Here is an 18550-nt window from a genome sequence, read left to right as displayed (position 1 = left end):
GCAGGCTGACGGCTACAGCGCAGCCCTGCGGTACGGCGCATAATCTGCTTGCCACCAGGTCTCTTCAATCCGCGCCAGCAACATCTCATCCTCCATGGCTGGCGCAACACCTTGCTCAATGGCCGCTCGGGCGACGGCAAACGCGATATGGCGTGACACCGTTTCTATATGATCCACCGGCGGCAATAACCCGCCTTTTTCGGTTGTCACCAGCGGCGACTGCGCGGCCAGGCTGTGGCTTGCCGCCATCAGCATCTCCTCGGTGACCCGGCGTGCATGGCAGGCCAGAATACCCAGCCCCAGCCCGGGGAATACATAGGCGTTATTACACTGGGCAATATCGTACTGCTCGCCCTGCCAGAACACCGGCGCAAACGGGCTGCCGGTGGCGACGAGCGCGGCGCCCTGTGTCCAGGCAATGAGGTCCTGCGGTTGCGCCTCCGCGCGGGATGTGGGGTTAGAAAGCGGCATAATCACCGGACGCGGGCAGTGGCGATGCATCTCTTTCACAATCTCTTCGCTGAAGAGGCCCGGCTGGCCTGAGACCCCAATCATTACCGTCGGATGCGCGTTTTTAACCACGTCCATCAGCGAAATATTGTTCGACTCAACCTGCCAGTCGCGGATCGCCTCGCGCGCCGTGAGCAGGTTTTTCTGGAAGTCGAGGAGGTTGGTCATATCGTCAGTCAGCAGGCCAAAGCGATCGACCATAAAGATCCGACTGCGGGCTTCGGCTTCGGTTAGCCCGTCATCCATCATCAGCGCCACGATTTTTTCGGCGATGCCGCAACCGGCGGATCCGCTCCCCAGGAAGACCACGCGCTGATCGCGAACACGGGTCCCGGCAGCATGGGCGGCAGCAATCAGCGTGCCCGCGGTCACGGCGGCGGTACCCTGGATATCGTCGTTGAAACAGCACAGCTGGTCGCGGTAGCGCTGCAGCAGTCTGGTGGCGTTTTTCTGCGCGAAATCCTCAAACTGCAGCAATACATTGGGCCAGCGCTGCTTCACGGTACTGATAAACATGTCCATAAACTCGGCGTACTGATCGTCGCTGATGCGTGGGTGACGCCAGCCCATATACATGGGATCGTCCAGATGCTGCTGATTATTGGTACCGACATCGAGCATAATCGGCAGGGTAGACGCCGGGTGGATCCCGCCGCAGGCGGTATATAACGAGAGTTTTCCAATGGGTATTCCCATCCCACCAATTCCCTGATCGCCAAGCCCCAGAATACGCTCTCCGTCGGTCACGACGATGACGCGAATATCATTGCGTGAGAAGCTTTGCAGCATTTCATCAATACGGTGACGATTGGGCCAGGAAATAAACAGCCCACGCGCGCGGCGATAAATAGTCGAGAAGTGTTCGCACGCTTCTCCTACCGTGGGGGTATAGATAATGGGTAACGTCTCTTTCAGGTGCGAACGCAGCAGGTTGTAAAACAGCGTCTCATTAGTATCCTGGATATTACGCAGATAAACGTGGCGGGAAATATCGCTTTTAAAATGACAGAATTGTACCCAGGCGCGTTCGGTTTGTTCCTCGATGGTTTCAACGTTATGTGGCAACAAACCGTGCAGATTAAAGTTATCACGTTCTTCTTTAATAAATGCGAGCCCTTTATTTAATAACGGATTTTCCAGTAATACGGCGCCGCTATAAGGGGTATACAGTACTTCTTTGCGAGACATGAATGACTCCTGAATTTCAATAATCGGATAAGGTTCAGTTGCAGGCGCAGGTTTATTTATGTCTTTGGTTTCGCGCTAATCTAGCGGTTAAGGATCATAGGCGTAGTGATAACGGTCACAGTCTTTCTGGTTTAATTAATTTCAAAACACCGACGCAGCGATTAAAAACTTTAGTTACGAAAAGATGAATTAAGTTATTTAAAAACAAATTCTCGTGCTGTTCACATTTCCGGCGAAATCGCCATGCTAATTTCTCGATGAACCATTTTTATAAATGGCAATTTGAATACGATTAAATATTAAAGCTTTATTAAGTACAGGCCAATTACGATTTATTCCTGTTTATTGATATCCGAACCTACTAATCCGGTGATTATATGAAAGATAATTCTGTAACCACGTCTCCAGTCGCTTCACGTTTTGCTTTTGGGTTGAGCAATGCTGAAGTTGGCGCGGTCCCGTTGATGCTGTTTGTCGGGATCGCGGCCATTGTGGCCACCTCCGCGTGGGCGGGGCTGCTGCCGAAAAACATGATCGGTGGACTCGCGGTGATCATGACGCTCGGTTTCGCCTTTGCCAAAATTGGCCGACAAATCCCGCTGCTGAAAGATATTGGTGGCCCGGCAATATTGTGCCTGATGCTGCCCTCGGTGCTGGTCTATTTTGGCGTATTCGAGAAACACACCCTGGATACGGTTCACCTGTTGATGAAAGAGGCCAATTTGCTCTATTTCGTCATCGCCTGTCTGGTGGTGGGGAGCATTTTGGGGATGAACCGCGTGCTGTTGATCCAGGGGATGATCCGCATGTTCGTTCCACTGGTGGTGGGTACCCTGATGGCCGTGCTGACCGGCTTACTCGTTGGTTCGCTGTTTGGCTATACGCCGTATCACACCTTCTTCTTCATCATCGTACCGATTATCGGCGGAGGGATTGGCGAGGGGATTTTACCGTTGTCGCTGGCCTATTCGGCGATACTGGGTCAGACACCTGACGTCTACGTGGCGCAACTGGCACCCGCCGCCGTAGTGGGGAATATTTTTGCCATTATTTGTGCGGGTACGCTGGCGCGCCTCGGGGCAAAACGTCCATCGCTTTCAGGCAATGGCATGTTAACCCGCAGCAAAGATGACACAAGCCTGTTTGCCAGCGCGCAGGGCGTACAGCAGACGGATTTCCATCTGATGGGGGGCGGGTTGCTGATGGTGTGTGCGTTTTTCATCGTTGGCGGACTGTTTGAGAAGCTGGTGCATATTCCCGGCCCGGTATTGATGATCCTCATCGCAGTGCTGTGCAAATACTTCAAGGTGATCCCGGCCTCCATGGAGCAGGGCGCGCACAGTTGCTATAAATTTGTCTCCGCTGCGCTGGTCTGGCCGTTGATGATTGGTCTCGGCATGCTGTACGTGCCGCTCGAGAGCGTGGTGTCGGTCTTTTCGGTGGGATACGTGGTGGTGTGCGGTTCGATCGTCATCGCAATGGCGCTGAGCGGCTATTTTATTGCGTCGCGCCTGAATATGTACCCGGTGGAAGCGGCGATTGTCACCTGCTGTCATAGCGGGCTGGGCGGGACAGGAGATGTGGCAATTCTTTCCGCGTCTAACCGCATGTCGTTGATGCCGTTTGCCCAGATTGCGACCCGCATTGGCGGTGCGTCGACGGTGATTTTCGCCACGCTTTTGATGGGCTGGTTAATGGCGCACTGATCGCGGATGTCAGAAGACTGAATCGCAACGACATTTTCAGCACGCCGTTGCGGTTCAGTTCTTTATAAATATCACTGCGCTGGATAGAATTACCGCATTCACAGCGACGGGAAACCGCACGATGACCGGAAGAGTTGATTACCAGATTGAAAAATTTCTCTTTACCGAAGCCGCCGAACCAGAGCGTCTGACGCGTCAGTGGGCGGAGGTACTGGAAGAGTGTCGGGAGCAACAGGCCGGTGCAGAAGAACGCCTGCGTCTGGCGCTGCTGAATGTGGATTACGTCACCAGCTTTGAGCTTCCTTTCCGGTTACTCCTCACCCGCGCCCCGCAGTTAATTGACGGCCTCAGAAAAGAGCTTCAACTCAGCCAAAAAAATGTGCTTTTTAACGGCAAGCGCTTCGGCTGTGTTTATAGCCTGAAAATGAATCTGGACGGGATCCCCGATGAATTTAACTACCACCTGAAAACGCGTATCCAGCGCAGTGATAGCGAAGGGGGGAGCGAAGTGCCGTACCGGCAAATCGCCCAGCAGGTGAAAGCGCCCCGTGAGCGATTAAAGTTAGCGCTGGAAAACGGGCTCGCGGTCACCGCACTCGACGGGCTTTTCTGGTTCGGCATTCAGCGCATCGCGGCCGATGTGCAACGGTTGCGCAAAACGGGGATGAGAATAACCACCTCCGGGACCGAGGTCTTTGATACCCTGACCAGGACCCGACGGCAGATCCCGGTCTATCGTCAGGAGAAAGCGTAGCGTTGCCACGGATATTAACGTAACCGCAGCGCTACTCAGCCCGCAGCAATATCGCCATCAGCCCAGGAAAACGGGCATCCAGATCGTCTCTTCGCAGTGAAATCATATTCTCTCGCCCCTGCGGGCGCTGCCAGATTACACCGCTGTCGCGCAGTACGCGCCAGTGGTGGGTCATGGTGGATTTCACCACATCGTCCGGGCGCAGCGCGTTGCAGCTCAGTTCACTGCCATCGGCCAGCCTGCGGATAATCGATAGCCGGAGCGGATTGCCGAGAGCAAATAGCACATTTTCCAGCAGTATTTGTTCAGGTTCGGGGTGGTTTGGGATCATCGTTTTCCTGCGTCAACGTTCAGATTGAGCTATATCAACAATAGGTCAACCGTGAAAAAAATAGTTCGATAATACTCGTACAATAGGACTATTATAGCAAACGAACACACAGGCGACCATCCCGGTCGTCACAACTCAGTCTTACAGACTTAAGGAAATGTTATGCCCCGACCCATCCCTCTCGAACGTTATCGCAACATCGGTATTTCCGCGCATATCGATGCCGGTAAAACGACAACCACCGAACGCATCCTGTTTTACACCGGGATGAGCCACAAGCTGGGTGAAGTACACGATGGCGCGGCAACAACCGACTGGATGGCGCAGGAGCAAGAGCGCGGGATCACCATTACCTCCGCGGCCGTCAGCTGCTTCTGGCCGGGTATGGACAGAGGGTTTGAACCGCACCGGATCAATATCATCGACACCCCGGGGCACGTGGATTTCACCATTGAGGTGGAACGTTCCATGCGCGTGCTGGACGGTGCCGTCATGGTGTACGACTCCGTGGGCGGCGTGCAGCCACAGTCAGAGACCGTCTGGCGTCAGGCGAATAAATATCATGTGCCGCGCCTGGCGTTCGTCAACAAAATGGACCGTCCGGGTGCCGATTTCTTCCGCGTCGTACGGATGATGCAGGAACGCCTGAAGGCGAATCCGGTGCCTATTGTGATCCCTGTGGGAGCGGAAGAGCATTTCACCGGCGTGGTGGATCTCATCAAGATGCGTACCATTGTGTGGGATGATGCCACACAAGGCATGGTGTTTAACTATGCGCCGGTACCGGACGAATTGCTGAGCACCGCGCAGGAGTGGCGGGAAAAAATGGTCTCTGCGGCAGCAGAAGCCAGCGACGCGCTGATGGATAAATACCTGGAGACGGGCGACCTTGATGAGGCCGAGATCATCAAAGGGCTGCGTATTCGGACCATCTCCGGTGAAATCCAGCCGATGCTGTGCGGCAGCGCCTTTAAAAACAAAGGGGTACAGCGCATGCTCGATGCGGTGATTGAGCTGATGCCATCGCCGCTGGATGTACCGGCCATCGACGGTGTGGACGAAAAAGGGCAGCATGCGGAGCGTCATCCAAGTGATGAAGAACCGTTTTCTGCGCTGGCGTTCAAACTGATGAGCGATCCGTACGTCGGGCAGTTGACCTTTATTCGCGTTTACTCTGGCGTGTTGAGAAAAGGCGACGCGGTATATAACCCGGTGAAGGGCAAGAAAGAGCGTATCGGACGCATCGTGCTGATGCATGCCAACGATCGTCACGAGGTGGACGAGCTGCGCGCCGGTGATATTGCGGCCTGTGTGGGTCTGAAGGATGTTACCACCGGGGACACGCTCACCGATCCGAATGCAGTTATCACGCTTGAGAGAATGGAGTTCCCGGACCCGGTGATCTCCCTTGCCATCGAGCCAAAAACCAAGGGCGATCAGGAGAAGATGGGCATTGCCCTGCAACGCCTGGCGGCGGAAGATCCGTCTTTCCGTCTGCATACCGATGAAGAGTCCGGCCAGACGATTATCTCCGGTATGGGTGAGCTACATCTTGAGATTATCGTGGATCGCATGAAGCGTGAGTTTGGTGTCGAGGCAAACATCGGCCGTCCGCAGGTGACCTACCGCGAGACGCTACGCAAAGCGGTGAAAGATATCGAAGGCAAATTTGTCCGGCAGTCCGGCGGTAAAGGGCAGTACGGGCATGTGGTCCTGAGCCTTGAGCCGTTAGAGCCTGGCAGTGGCTTCAAGTTTGAAGATGCCACGAAGGGTGGCGTGGTGCCGCGTGAGTATATTCCCTCTGTGGAAAAAGGGCTGCGCGAAGCCATGAACAGCGGCGTGCTGGCGGGGTATCCGGTTGTCGATGTAAAAGCGACCCTGACCTTTGGGTCGTATCACGACGTCGACTCCTCGGAAATGGCGTTCCGCATGGCGGCGATCCTCGGGTTTAAAGAGGGCGCTCGCAGAGCGGATCCGGTGATCCTTGAGCCGGTGATGCATGTCGAGGTGGAAACGCCGGAAGAGTATGCCGGTAATATTATGGGAGATCTCTCATCCCGTCGTGGCATGGTGCAGGGCATGGAAGAGCAGTACGGCAGCCAGATTATCCGCGCTGACGTGCCGCTGGCAGAGATGTTTGGATACGCCACCACGCTGCGCTCGATGTCGCAAGGGCGCGCGACCTACACGATGGAGTTCCACCATTTTGCGGAAGCACCGCGCAATGTGGCGGATGAGATTATTGCCCGGCGTGCGAAGTAATACGTTCACCCTCTCCCCGATGGGGGGAGGGTTTATCAATCCAGCGCCTTCACCATTTTCCCACTCGTCACAAACGTCCCGGCTCCCAGATGGTGCAGGGTATTCAGCTTATCCCCGTCAAACTGCCAGCGTCCGGCGACAAACGCGCGTTCATCGGCGGCGGCTGAAACCACTTCCCCGAACAGCGTATCGTACTTTTCTGCAGCGGATGTAACGGGTAATAACCGGCACTCCATCCACGCAAGACATTTCTCTTCAATGACGGGCAGGCCGAGTGCCGGACCGTTCACCACCGGGATGCCGTAGCAGTTGAATTTGTCTTCGTCGCGCCCGCTAACGCTACCCACCGCGTAGGTCCAGTTGGCGGCGGACACGCCGGGAATGACGATGCCAAATTGCCCGCTGCGTTCAATCAGTTCACGCGACCAGGTGCTTTTATCCACCACAATGGCGATACGCGGTGGTTCAAATTCAACCGGCATCGACCACGCGGCAGCCATAACGTTACGCCTGTCCAGGGTTTCATCCCGACTGGTGATAAGCACGGTGGGACCATGGTTTAAAAGACGGCTGGCATGACGTAATTCAACAGGACGAAAGTGGTTCATAGGGTCTCCTCATTAATAACGATGAGTATGGCGAAAAAGCACGGAAATCAAAGTGGACACGTAAAATTAGTTTATAAACAGAACATCACTGTTAAAGGAAACTGATGCATGTCCCCATTTCTGACTGCCTATTTCGCCCGCATCGGCTGGAAACAACCGGCTACTGTTGATATCGACACCTTGCGCGCGCTGCATTTACATCACAACTGTGCGATCCCGTTTGAGAATATCGATGTCGTTCTGCCGCGCGAAATACAGCTCGACGATCAAAGCCTTGTCGACAAACTGGTTAAGGCGCGTCGCGGGGGGTATTGCTTTGAACAAAATGGCTTGTTTGAGCGCGTGTTGCGCGAAGTTGGGTTTACGGTGCGCAGCGTGCTGGGACGTGTGGTATTTGCGAATCCACCGCAAATGCCGCCGCGCACGCATCGCCTGTTGCTCGTCGAACTTAACGGCGAGGCTGGATTGCCGACGTTGGGTTTGGCGGCCAGACGCTGACGGCACCGATTCGTCTGCTTGCCAACGAAGAGCAGGAGACGCCGCACGGGCTGTATCGTCTGCTGAGCGAGGGGAACGACTGGGTACTGCAATTCCGTCACCATGAGCACTGGCAGTCGATGTACCACTTTGACCTGACGACACAATATTTCAGTGATTACGTCATGGGGAATTTCTGGTCGGCGCACTGGCCGCAGTCCCATTTCCGCCATCATCTGCTGATGTGCCGCCATCTGCCTGACGGCGGCAAACTGACGCTGACCAACTTCAACTTTACTCACTGGCAAAAGGGCCATGTAGAGGAGCAGATCCATCTTCCCGATGCTGCGGCGCTGTATCAGTTGATGCAGGAGCGCTTCGGGCTGGGTGTTGACGATCCGAAGCACGGTTTTTCACTGGCGGAGCTGACGGCGGTGATGGCAGGGTTTGAAACTCACGGAAAATAGCCTTCTCGCTATCGGCCGCGAAACTCGCGCCGATAGCGAGAAGGCGAGGTGTTATTAAGCCTCCGTGCGCCAGCCAGTATAGAGACCTGGCTGGCGACGGGGATCAAGTCCGGTCTTATTCTGTGACTGGCAGCGCCATAACGTCTTTGGTCGTCATAATCTCGGCAAACACATCGGCAACACCGGCTAATGCCGCACGTTGCAGCGCTTTGTGGTCCACCACGCCACCCTGACCATCATCCAGATCGCGTGTTGCTGTCGCATCTTCAGGGATAATCACGTTATAGCCCAGCGGAACAGCGTCACGTGCGGTAGAGGAAATGCACATGTGCGTCATCAGGCCAATGACTATCACCTTTTTGATCCCTTTTTTCTTTAATTGCGCATCCAGATCGGTGCCAACAAAAGAGCTCGGGGTCGCTTTGGTGATAATGGCATCGCGTGCAGAAGGCTGTAGGTCTTGATGGAACCTGGCATAAACAGACCCTTCGGCAAACAGCGGGCTATCCTTTGGCGCTATATGGCGCACGAAGTACACCTGCATCCCCTTTTGATGGGCATAGCTAACCAGCTTTTGAAAGTTCTTCAGTACCTTATCGCCATCAGGGATCACCATCTGACCACGAAAATTTTACCTGCGTAATATTCGTTTTGGATATCCACCACGATTAACGCCGTTTGTGAGGCGGATAAAGACGAAGTCGCCGTTGCGCCTGTCAGTGCACGAATGGTTTTGCTATTCGTGCCGGTCGTTTCCTGCGCGCTAGCATAAGTGGAACAAGTGCTCATCATGCCGATCAGCAATGCTGTACGAAAAAATGGTTTCATCACGCGAACTCCTTCTGTGTTGTGTTCGGGAGCCATTATTCCGCACAGTTGCTCACAGTATGAGTCACCTGGAGAAACAATAACGATACTTTTGGGCCATTATGAGACGACATTTCGTGGTGGAATTTTCTTCTGCAAAGCGGCATGCTTCAGCCTTCATCGCCCGGTGGCGGCTACGCCTTACCGGGCCTACAGCCCACGCGGCAGCATCATTCGAAGGTACGTTGATATGGAAATCGTATTGCGAAATAAATTCAGTTCATTGGGTATGTTGCTGGGAGGAATTGCACTCATTCTCTCAATCGTCCAGTTTTCATTCGGCCCGTTTTCGCCAAAGCCGCCAGTGCTTGAAGTTATGGTTGCTGAGAAAGTTTCGGCTGTAAAACAAGGGATAATTGCGGGGCTAAAGGGGGAGCGTCCTGCTGCCCGAACAGAAAAAACAACGGTCGATATCGACCGCATTCTTCTTAATGCCGGAATTATTCTCGCTGTTGTGGCTCTGGGGCTTTCGTTCATCGGAGGGATGTGCAAGGAGAGCCGTTGGGGGATCTCCGGGGCACTTCTTTTCTCAGGACTAACGCTAACGTTCCATGCTGTGCTACTTGCATTCGGATTGATCGTCGCGGTGCTGTTGCTGTTATTTATTCTCTCTCTGATAACCGGAGGGTCAGTAAGTTGACATTAAAGCCCGGTGGCGGCTACGCCTTACCGGGCCGACAGGTGCTTGAACGTAGGTCGGGTAAGGCGAAGCCGCCACCCGACAAAATCAACGGCGCGATCTCACCACCTGATACCGACGGGTAAAATACTCAAACGGTGCGCTCCACACGTGCACCAAGCGGGTGAACGGGAAGATAAGGAAAATAGTCATCCCCAGCACCAGATGAACGCGGAAGATGGGGGCAACGCCACTCAACATTTCCGATGAGCCGCCCTTAAACGTCACAATTCCCTGCGCCCAGCCGACCAGCTTCATCATCTCACTTCCGTCAGGATACTGGGCGGAGAAAGGAATTGTCGATAGCCCCAGAATGCACTGTATCAGCAGGATACTCATGATGATGATATCCGGCGTGGTGGAAGTGGCGCGCACCCGCTGGTTGAACAGGCGGCGAATCAGCAGCATGGAACCGCCAATCAGCGTCAGCACGCCGCAAATCCCCCCTGCAATCATGGCTAACTGCTGCTTAACTGCGACGGGTAAAAACCAGGCATACATCCAGTGCGGGGTTAGCATGCCGAACAGGTGGCCGAAGAAAATCCCCAGGATCCCAATATGAAACAGGTTAGAGGCCCAGTTCATACCGCGTTTGCTGAGCATCTGGCTCGATGAGGCGCGCCAGGTGTATTGCCCGTAGTCGTAGCGCAACCAGCTGCCGAGGAAAAACACGGTGGCGCAGATGTAGGGTATTCAATAATGCCCGCTGCGAATTTTCACTCGTGGTTGTGGTATGAAAAAGACAATTTTCTCGTTAGCCCTTAGCACGTTTGGCCTGGGCATGGCTGAATTTGGTATTATGGGTGTCCTGACGGAACTGGCGCATGATACCGGTATTTCCATTCCCTCCGCCGGAAATATGATTTCGTTTTACGCCTTTGGCGTGGTGATTGGCGCGCCGATTGTGGCGCTGTTTTCCAGTAAGTTCTCGTTAAAAACCACGCTGCTGTTTCTGGTTGCCCTATGTGCGGTGGGTAACGCGATGTTTACCTTTTCCACATCCTATTTTTGGCTGGCGGCAGGGCGCTTAATCTCGGGGTTCCCGCACGGCGCAATTTTCGGCGTGGGGGCGATTATCCTCTCGAAAATAGCGCCACCGGGTAAGGTGACGGTGGCCGTGGCGGGGATGATCGCCGGGATGACCGTGGCGAATCTGGTGGGGGTTCCGTTTGGAACCTGGCTGGGGCATACATTCAACTGGCGTTATACCTTTTTCCTGATAGCCCTGTTTGACGCGCTGGTGATCCTCTCGGTGCTGGTGTGGGTACCAAACCTTCATGACGCATCAGAAATAAAACTCACCGAGCAGTTTCACTTCCTGAAAAAACCGGAACCGTGGCTGATTTTCGCTGCCACCATGTTTGGCAACGCTGGCGTTTTTGCGTGGTTCAGTTTTGTGAAGCCGTTTATGGTCAATGTCTCTGGCTTCTCCGAGGGGTTGATGACGATCATCATGATGTTGATGGGCTTCGGCATGGTGCTGGGTAACCTGCTGAGCGGGAAACTATCGGGTCGTTTCAGCCCGCTGCGTATTGCTGCCACCACCGATATGGTGATTGTCGCCTCACTGTTATTGCTTTTCGCCTTTGGTGAACAGAAAACCGCGTCGCTGGTGATGGGGTTCATCTGCTGTGCCGGGCTGTTCGCACTCTCTGCACCACTGCAAATTCTGCTGCTGCAAAATGCGAAAGGAGGGGAAATGCTTGGTGCCGCAGGCGGGCAGATGGCCTTTAACCTGGGCAGTGCGATTGGCGCTTATTTTGGCGGAATGATGATTACGCTCGGTTTTAGCTGGAGCTATGTCACGCTACCGGCGGCGATATTATCCTTCCTGGCGATGAGCGCGCTGCTGGTGTATGGCTATCTGCGCGCCCGGCGGGCTCAGTCTGATGCTCGTGCGCTGGCCTGAGTGCCGGAATGTGGTCATAAAAAACCGCCCCATAAACGGAGCGGTTAGCGGGAACGGACCGTTACGAGCGTAAATCAATCACCATACGGCCGCGGATCTGGCCCTGTTCCATCTCTTTGAAGATGGCGTTGATATCTTCCAGCGGGCGCATCGTCACTTTTGGCACCACTTTGCCTTCGGCAGCGAACTGGAATGCTTCCTGCAGATCCTGACGGGTACCAACCAGCGAGCCGACCACCTGGATACCGTCCAGCACCAGACGGGGGATATCAAGGCTCATGGCTTCCGGCGGCAGGCCAACGGCCACCACGCGACCACCGGCACGCACCGCGTCCACCGCCGAGTTAAACGCTGCTTTCGCGACCGCGGTTACCACAGCCGCATGCGCGCCGCCGGTTTTTTCCTGCACGATTTTAGCGGCATCTTCGCTGCGGGAGTTGATGGTTAAATCCGCCCCCATGCTTGCAGCCAGCTTCAGCTGTTCGTCGTTAACGTCAAGGGCGATGACTTTGGCGTTGAAGACGTTTTTCGCATACTGCAGCGCGAGGTTACCCAGTCCGCCCAGGCCGTAGATCGCAATCCACTGGCCCGGCTTGATATGGGAGACTTTTACCGCTTTGTAAGTGGTGACGCCGGCACAGGTTATGCTGCTGGCCGCAGCGGAATCCAGCCCGTCAGGCACTTTTACCGCGTAATCCGCGGTGACAATGCACTCTTCAGCCATGCCGCCATCAACGGAATAACCGGCGTTTTTCACATCGCGGCACAGGGTTTCGTTGCCGGTATTACAGTATTCACAGTGGCCGCAGCCCTCAAAGAACCACGCGACGCTTGCACGGTCGCCGACTTTCAGTGACGTCACGCCAGGCCCAACTTCTTTCACGATCCCAATCCCTTCGTGGCCCAGGATCACACCGGTTTTATCACCGAAATCGCCATTTTTGACGTGGAGGTCAGTATGGCAAACGCCACAGCACTCCATTTTGAGCAGGGCTTCGCCGTGCTTCAGTGGGCGTAAGGTTTTTTCGGTAACATTGACCTGATGATCCTGTGTAACAACAGCAGCCTTCATAGGTTTCTCCTTGTTTTTGATGGGTATGTGTATCGCAGGGGAATACTACTTAAGGATTAATAGTTTAGAGGCGTTATGCAAGGCGGCGGCAACATAATGTCACCAATTGATGCGATTTCAGATTAAGAATACAGCGATCCTCTAATAATTAGGGGGGAATTCACTGGCCCGGCGAGAAGCTCGCCGGGCACAGATCTACAGTTTTGCTTCTATCACCTCAATCTCTTTGCGCCATTGCGCCTGCAGATGTGGTTTCTGATGCTTAGGCTTACGCGCCAGGTCTTCTGCCAGTAGCGTTTCCAGCGCGATCAGCCTTTCAAGCAGATCGTCCGAGGCTTGCGCTTTAACATCCGCGACTGCGGGTGACGCCGACGACGCCATCAGGCTTGTGCGTTCACGCAGCCGTTCGAACACCGCTTCGGCGTCATGCCATTCGCTCAGCAAACCGTCCTCAATCAGCCAGAAGCGATTGCAGCTTTGGGCGATCAGCTGCCGGTCATGGCTTACCAGCAGCACTCCGCCGTCAAACTGTTGCAGGGTAGCGGCCAGCGCCTCTTTGCCTTCCATGTCCAGATGGTTGGTAGGCTCATCCAGCATCAGCAGGCTATAACGGGCAAGCGTCAGGCCGACAAACAGCAGGCGCGAACGTTCCCCGCCGCTGAGGGTGCTGACCTTTTGCCCGTGACGCGCCCACGGGAACCCGGCACTGATAAGCGCCATCTTGCGATCCTGTGGCGCTGGCGCAAAAGGCTCCAGCGCGTCGAAGATCGTTGCCTCATCCGGAAGCTGATTCAGCGTCTGGTCGTAATAGCCTGGCGACACGCGAGGATGGAGTTTCAGCCCAGCCTCTGACGGTTCACCTGAGAAATGCCGCCAGATGAGCTTCATCAGCGATGATTTGCCGCAGCCGTTACGCCCGACGATAGCCACGCGATCGCCACTTTTAAGCCGCGCAATGTCGACGTGAAATAGATCGGGCAACCCAGGTGCAGGCGGTACGCCGAGGTTTTCCATCTCCAGCAGTCGGTCCGCCCGCAGGGCATCACCACGCAGGGTTAACGTCCACGGACTGCCTGCCGTGAGCTCTGTCTGGCTCTCCTTTAGCCGCTCGACCTGTTTTTCCATCTGTTTGGCTTTGCGGGCCAGATCTTCGTTATCGTAGACCTTGCCCCAGGTGGCCAGCCGTCTGGCACTGGCGGTTACGCGGTCGATCTCCTTTTGCTCCGCCTTATGCCGAAGCGCATCGCTTTCGTCTTTCGCCACCAGCGCCTGGCGCGCGGCGGTGCAGGGAAGGGCGAAGTAGTGCAACATCTTATCGCGCAGGATCCAGCTGCCGTTGGTGACGGCATCCAGCAACTGCCTGTCGTGCGAGACCAGTACAAAGCTGCCGGACCAGTTCTGTAAAAACTGCTCCAGCCAGAGCATGGTAGGCAAATCGAGGTGGTTGCTCGGCTCGTCCAGCAGTAACAGATCCGGATCGCCGATCAACGCCCGCGCGAGCAGGAGACGCGTGTGTTGCCCGCCGCTCAGCGTCGCCGACGTTAAGGCCATGTCCTGCGGCGTAAAGCCCATACCCGCCAGCAGCGTTTCTGCTTTCCAGCGCAGGCTCTCGCGCTCAGTCGTGGGCAGTTGCGCCAGTACGGCGTCCAGCATGGTCAGGGGATAAATGGCTTCTGGCAGATGTTGCTCAACGCGTGCCATCAGACAGTGTCCGGCCAGCGCGACGCTTCCGGCAGCAGGAGAGTCTGTGCCGTCCAGCACCTTCAGCAGCGTACTTTTGCCGCAGCCGTTATCGCCCAGCAGGCCAATGCGGTCGCCTTTTTTCAGCGTAAAGGAGAGGGAGTCGAAGAGCGTGCCAAACGCCGTATCAACGCGTAAAGATTGTGCAGTGAGTAAAGTGCTCATTGTTGCTTACCCAAGAGTTACAGGCATGTTTATGCCTCGTCAAACATCGCTGACGATAACTCAGTAAGCCCGAGAGAAGGGATTTCAGGGGTTGGTGTCTTCGCTCAAGCAGAAGTTATCGCAGCACGATACCGATAACGCTTGAGCTGGTGCGATCACCAAATGCATGTGAAAAATTGAAAATTTCACAGTACAGCATAATTGGCCTCCTTATATATATTCAGTGGGTTAATGGATGAAAGGAGTGTAGCGGGGGAAAGGCGGTTTGGCTAGGGGGGAGGAATGTAATTCCCTCTCCCTGTGGGAGAGAGAACGGTAGGAACACAGTGTTAGATCGAAGTACGACGGTAGCTACGGTATTCCGGCATCCAGAAGTTGTCGTCGATGGCCTGCTGCAGCGCGTCAGCAGAGGTTTTCACTGCCACACCCTGCTGCTGGGCCATTTTCCCGACCGCGAACGCGATAGCACGCGACACCTTGTGAATGTCTTTCAGCTCTGGCAGCACCAGTCCTTCGCCATCGTTCACCAGCGGCGAGTGGCCCGCCAGGGTTTCGCTTGCCGACATCAGCATCTCATCGGTAATGCGCGACGCGCCGGAGGCGATCACACCCAGACCAATGCCCGGGAAAATATAGGAGTTGTTGCACTGGGCAATAGGATAGGTTTTGTCCTTCCACACCACCGGATCGAACGGGCTGCCGGTTGCGACCAGCGCGTTCCCTTCGGTCCAGGCAATGATGTCCTGCGGCGTTGCTTCCACACGCGAGGTCGGGTTGGAGAGCGGCATCACGATAGGGCGTTCGCAGTGCTTGTGCATCTCACGAATGATCTCTTCGGTGAACAGCCCCGTCTGACCGGAGACGCCAATCAGGATATCCGGCTTCACGTTGCGCACTACGTCCAGCAGAGAGAGCACTTCGTTGTCGGTGTCCCAGTTCTTCAGGTTCTCACGTTTCTGCACCAGCTTGGTCTGGAACGGCAGCAGGTTTGACATGCCGTCGGTCAGCAGGCCGAAACGGTCGACCATGAACACGCGGGAGCGCGCCAGTTCTTCGCTTAGCCCTTCACGCTGCGTCTGGGCGATAATCTGCTCGGCGATACCACAACCCGCAGAGCCTGCGCCCAGGAAGACAATTTTCTGATAGCTCAGTTGGCTGCCTGCCGCGCGACTGGCGGCAATCAGCGTGCCAACGGTGACCGCGGCGGTGCCCTGAATATCATCGTTAAAAGAGCAGATCTCATCGCGATAGCGGTTCAGCAACGGCATCGCGTTTTTCTGCGCGAAGTCTTCAAACTGCAGCAGCACGTCCGGCCAGCGGTGCTTGACCGCCTGGATGAAATCATCAACAAACTGATAATACTCGTCGTCGGTAATACGCGGATGACGCCAGCCCATATACAGCGGGTCGTTAAGCAACTGCTGGTTGTTGGTGCCCACATCCAGCACCACCGGCAGGGTATACGCCGGGCTGATGCCGCCGCAGGCGGTATACAGAGAGAGCTTACCGATTGGGATCCCCATGCCGCCAATACCCTGGTCACCGAGACCCAGAATACGTTCGCCATCGGTCACCACGATCACTTTGATATTGTGGTTCGGCACGTTCTGCAGAATATCGTCCATGTTGTGGCGGTTCTGATAAGAGATAAAGACGCCACGGGAGCGACGGTAGATCTCTGAGAAGCGTTCACAGGCGGCACCCACCGTTGGGGTGTAGATCACCGGCATCATCTCTTCGAGATGATTTTGTACCAGACGATAGAAGAGGGTTTCGTTGGTGTCCTGAATGTTGCGCAGGTAAATATGTTTGTCGATTTCGGTTTTGAAACCCTGATACTGGATCCACGCGCGTTCTGCCTGTTCTTCAATGGTTTCCACCACTTCTGGCAGCAAACCGAGCAGGTTGAAGCTGCTGCGCTCTTCCATGCTGAAGGCGCTACCTTTGTTGAGCAGGGGGAATTCGAGTAATACCGGGCCGGCATAAGGGATATATAGGGAACGATGTTTTTTCAGTTTGTTGTCCATGTCACTCACTCTTTTTTTGAAGATCCGTCCCTGACACTGCTGTTTGTCATCTTTCTGGCCTGTGCGATGGGGTGCGGTCAGGCGGTATTATAAAGGAGCTAAATATTAATTACCGCAACACATAAACAAAAACACCATCGGTTTTGCCGATGGTGTTGAGGATCTCTCCTGGGGACTTACTTGCCCGCGTGGCGTTTTCTGCCGGTGGCGTGAGTGACCTGTGTTTCACTGTCGCCTTCAATCACCACTTTACGTTGGTTAGAAAGCTTGTAGTTCAGTCCCAGTATATGGCGTGCCTGACGGTTCGATTTCATGTTAACTCCTCAATCCTGTTGATAGTTTTAAGGACCAGTTCGCTTACGCAAACGAAATGTAACCCCTTAGGTTGCAGATCCAGCATAGCAGGTTTTTACAAAGGTGCGTTTTGCCCGCTGACGACGTAGTTAATGGTCTGCTGGTAGATGTCACTGAGGATGTCATTGTCTGTGGATTCCACCCACTTGGTCAGTTCCATCAAAATGTCATCTTCAGTCACAGCACCATGCTCGGCGTGAAGACCCTGTGCAATCGCGTTAACGAGTTCAGGTTGTGCTGCTGCAGTATTGGCCGGGTAATAAGTAAACATGCTGCCTCCGTGTCGTTGTCTGTTTAATGGTACGGCTCGCAAAAAATTTAATTCACAAACAGAATGGCAAATATTTTGGCCGCTGTGTCTAAGATTCATCTTAGAAATAAAAATGACATAAGTGCATGCTTTTATGCGCTTTTAGAATGGGAGGATATATTGAGGTTTTACCGCGAGGATATTTTGCAGGTGCTCCTGCTATCACAGAAATATAGCAGGAGCAGATTTTACATTACCACTTCATTTCGCCGGTATTCACTTTGGCGCTTAATTCCAGCGAGCTCTCTTCAGCCAGACCCGGATACTGTTTTTTCATGGCGCTGATCACGCCTGTCGATGTTTTATGTTCTGACAACGCCTGTTCGAAGCGCTGGAGATAATCACGGGTAAAGTCGAGAGCACCGCTCCCTGCCGGTGGTGTTCCCAGATAGTGACCTGGGATCACGCGTTCAGGCTTATGTGCCGCCATGCTTTCCAGCGTCTGTTGCCACTCCTTGCGGCTGGCTGGCGTCTGGGTGTCTGCCGTCCAGACGTGGATACCCCAGGCGACACCGGTACCACCGAGGATAGTTTTAGCCGAAGGGATCCAGACATAGGCGGCGTAGCTTTCTGGCTGCTCGATATCAATCTTCTCGCCGTCCACCATGAAGGTAGTGGATGCCAGTACCTGCGGAACGATAAGTTCGGTTGGTGCACCGTCTTTCATCTGCGGCCCCCAGAAGGCAAGCTTGGCGTCTTTGGTGGCCTTGATATGGTCAACCACCTGCTGTGTGGCCACCACTTTGGCATTCGGGAAGGCTTTCACCAGCGGTTGCAGTCCAAAATAGAAATCAGGATCGCCAGAGGTAATGACGATTTTGTTCAGGGTTTTCCCGCTTTTGCGAATTTTGTCGACCAGCGCTTCGCCATCTTTGACGCTGAACTGGGCGTCAAACAGCACGGCCTCTTTTGGACCAGAGACCAGCGTGGAGGAGACCGCAAACATCCCTTTGTCCTGCGGGTTATAGGTATCAATGGTTAATGGCGCAGCAAACACCGCGGGCGTGATAAGCGTGGAAAGCAGTGCAAGGTGAGTGAATTTCATTCTGATGTCTCTGTTGTTCAGGAAAGTCTTTATTGTACGGATATTCGTATTTGCCAGAATTCCTGAAACAAGACATGCT

At 54.5% G+C, this 18550-nt stretch carries 15 protein-coding genes and 2 pseudogenes; 6 read left to right on the top strand and 11 right to left on the bottom strand.

Going from position 1 to position 18550, the window contains the following annotated elements; genetic code table 11:
* Positions 1-12: 12 nt before the first annotated feature.
* Positions 13-1698, bottom strand: a complete 1686-nt coding sequence (locus APU11_RS08290) for an NAD-dependent malic enzyme (protein ID WP_058651306.1) — start codon at positions 1696-1698, stop codon at positions 13-15.
* 377 nt (positions 1699-2075) lie between these two features.
* Here APU11_RS08290 and APU11_RS08285 point away from each other — a divergent pair, with 377 nt between their 5' ends.
* A complete protein-coding gene (locus APU11_RS08285; RefSeq protein ID WP_058651307.1) occupies positions 2076-3404 on the top strand; it encodes a 2-hydroxycarboxylate transporter family protein in 1329 nt (442 codons plus the stop codon).
* A 121-nt stretch (positions 3405-3525) separates the two neighbouring features.
* Entirely contained in the window at positions 3526-4158 is a 633-nt protein-coding gene (locus tag APU11_RS08280) for a DNA-binding protein (protein ID WP_013096506.1), read from the top strand.
* Between the two features lie 31 nt (positions 4159-4189).
* Here the strand turns inward: APU11_RS08280 and APU11_RS08275 are convergent, their stop codons facing one another.
* Complete coding sequence (locus APU11_RS08275) at positions 4190-4489, bottom strand: helix-turn-helix domain-containing protein (protein ID WP_013096507.1); 300 nt, start codon at positions 4487-4489, stop codon at positions 4190-4192.
* Between the two features lie 162 nt (positions 4490-4651).
* Between APU11_RS08275 and fusA the strand changes: the two genes are divergently transcribed.
* Positions 4652-6751 (top strand): elongation factor G, encoded by a 2100-nt coding sequence (gene fusA, locus APU11_RS08270; RefSeq protein WP_040022647.1) that lies wholly within the window; start codon positions 4652-4654, stop codon positions 6749-6751.
* 35 nt (positions 6752-6786) lie between these two features.
* Here the strand turns inward: fusA and APU11_RS08265 are convergent, their stop codons facing one another.
* A complete protein-coding gene (locus APU11_RS08265) occupies positions 6787-7359 on the bottom strand; it encodes a flavin reductase family protein (RefSeq protein ID WP_029883348.1) in 573 nt (190 codons plus the stop codon).
* Between the two features lie 108 nt (positions 7360-7467).
* On the opposite strand from APU11_RS08265, the pseudogene nhoA reads away from it, so the two are divergent.
* A pseudogene (gene nhoA / locus APU11_RS08260) lies at positions 7468-8303 on the top strand (N-hydroxyarylamine O-acetyltransferase).
* Positions 8304-8418: 115 nt separating this feature from the next.
* On the opposite strand, the pseudogene APU11_RS08255 reads toward nhoA, so the two are convergent.
* Positions 8419-9131: pseudogene (locus APU11_RS08255) on the bottom strand (isochorismatase family protein).
* A gap of 229 nt (positions 9132-9360) precedes the next feature.
* On the opposite strand from APU11_RS08255, the gene APU11_RS08250 reads away from it, so the two are divergent.
* Positions 9361-9810: a hypothetical protein gene (locus tag APU11_RS08250; RefSeq protein WP_038981821.1), complete on the top strand. Its 450-nt coding sequence runs from the start codon at positions 9361-9363 to the stop codon at positions 9808-9810.
* 87 nt (positions 9811-9897) lie between these two features.
* Here the strand turns inward: APU11_RS08250 and narI are convergent, their stop codons facing one another.
* The gene (narI, locus tag APU11_RS08245; protein WP_060578388.1) at positions 9898-10542 is read right to left on the bottom strand and encodes a respiratory nitrate reductase subunit gamma; all 645 of its coding nucleotides are present in this window, start codon (positions 10540-10542) and stop codon (positions 9898-9900) included.
* A 40-nt stretch (positions 10543-10582) separates the two neighbouring features.
* Between narI and araJ the strand changes: the two genes are divergently transcribed.
* Positions 10583-11758, top strand: a complete 1176-nt coding sequence (gene araJ / locus APU11_RS08240; protein ID WP_013096529.1) for an MFS transporter AraJ — start codon at positions 10583-10585, stop codon at positions 11756-11758.
* A 61-nt stretch (positions 11759-11819) separates the two neighbouring features.
* On the opposite strand, the gene adhP is transcribed toward araJ, so the two are convergent.
* The 6 genes from adhP to APU11_RS08210 form a co-directional block, all read right to left on the bottom strand.
* On the bottom strand, positions 11820-12830 hold the full coding sequence (gene adhP / locus APU11_RS08235; RefSeq protein WP_013096530.1) for an alcohol dehydrogenase AdhP: 1011 nt from the start codon (positions 12828-12830) through the stop codon (positions 11820-11822).
* A gap of 195 nt (positions 12831-13025) precedes the next feature.
* Positions 13026-14735 (bottom strand): ABC-F family ATP-binding cassette domain-containing protein, encoded by a 1710-nt coding sequence (locus tag APU11_RS08230; RefSeq protein ID WP_047351702.1) that lies wholly within the window; start codon positions 14733-14735, stop codon positions 13026-13028.
* A 329-nt stretch (positions 14736-15064) separates the two neighbouring features.
* Positions 15065-16762, bottom strand: a complete 1698-nt coding sequence (locus APU11_RS08225) for an NAD-dependent malic enzyme (protein ID WP_060578386.1) — start codon at positions 16760-16762, stop codon at positions 15065-15067.
* Between the two features lie 176 nt (positions 16763-16938).
* A complete protein-coding gene (gene sra, locus APU11_RS08220; RefSeq protein WP_013096533.1) occupies positions 16939-17076 on the bottom strand; it encodes a stationary-phase-induced ribosome-associated protein in 138 nt (45 codons plus the stop codon).
* A 95-nt stretch (positions 17077-17171) separates the two neighbouring features.
* A complete protein-coding gene (bdm, locus tag APU11_RS08215; RefSeq protein ID WP_013096534.1) occupies positions 17172-17387 on the bottom strand; it encodes a biofilm-dependent modulation protein in 216 nt (71 codons plus the stop codon).
* Between the two features lie 232 nt (positions 17388-17619).
* A complete protein-coding gene (locus APU11_RS08210; RefSeq protein WP_047351703.1) occupies positions 17620-18471 on the bottom strand; it encodes a Vmh family MBL fold metallo-hydrolase in 852 nt (283 codons plus the stop codon).
* Between the last annotated feature and the right edge of the window lie 79 nt (positions 18472-18550).

This window comes from Enterobacter sp. 50793107 (assembly GCF_001463365.1).
GTDB lineage: Bacteria > Pseudomonadota > Gammaproteobacteria > Enterobacterales > Enterobacteriaceae > Enterobacter > Enterobacter cloacae.
This window is presented reverse-complemented; position numbering and strand designations above follow the sequence as displayed.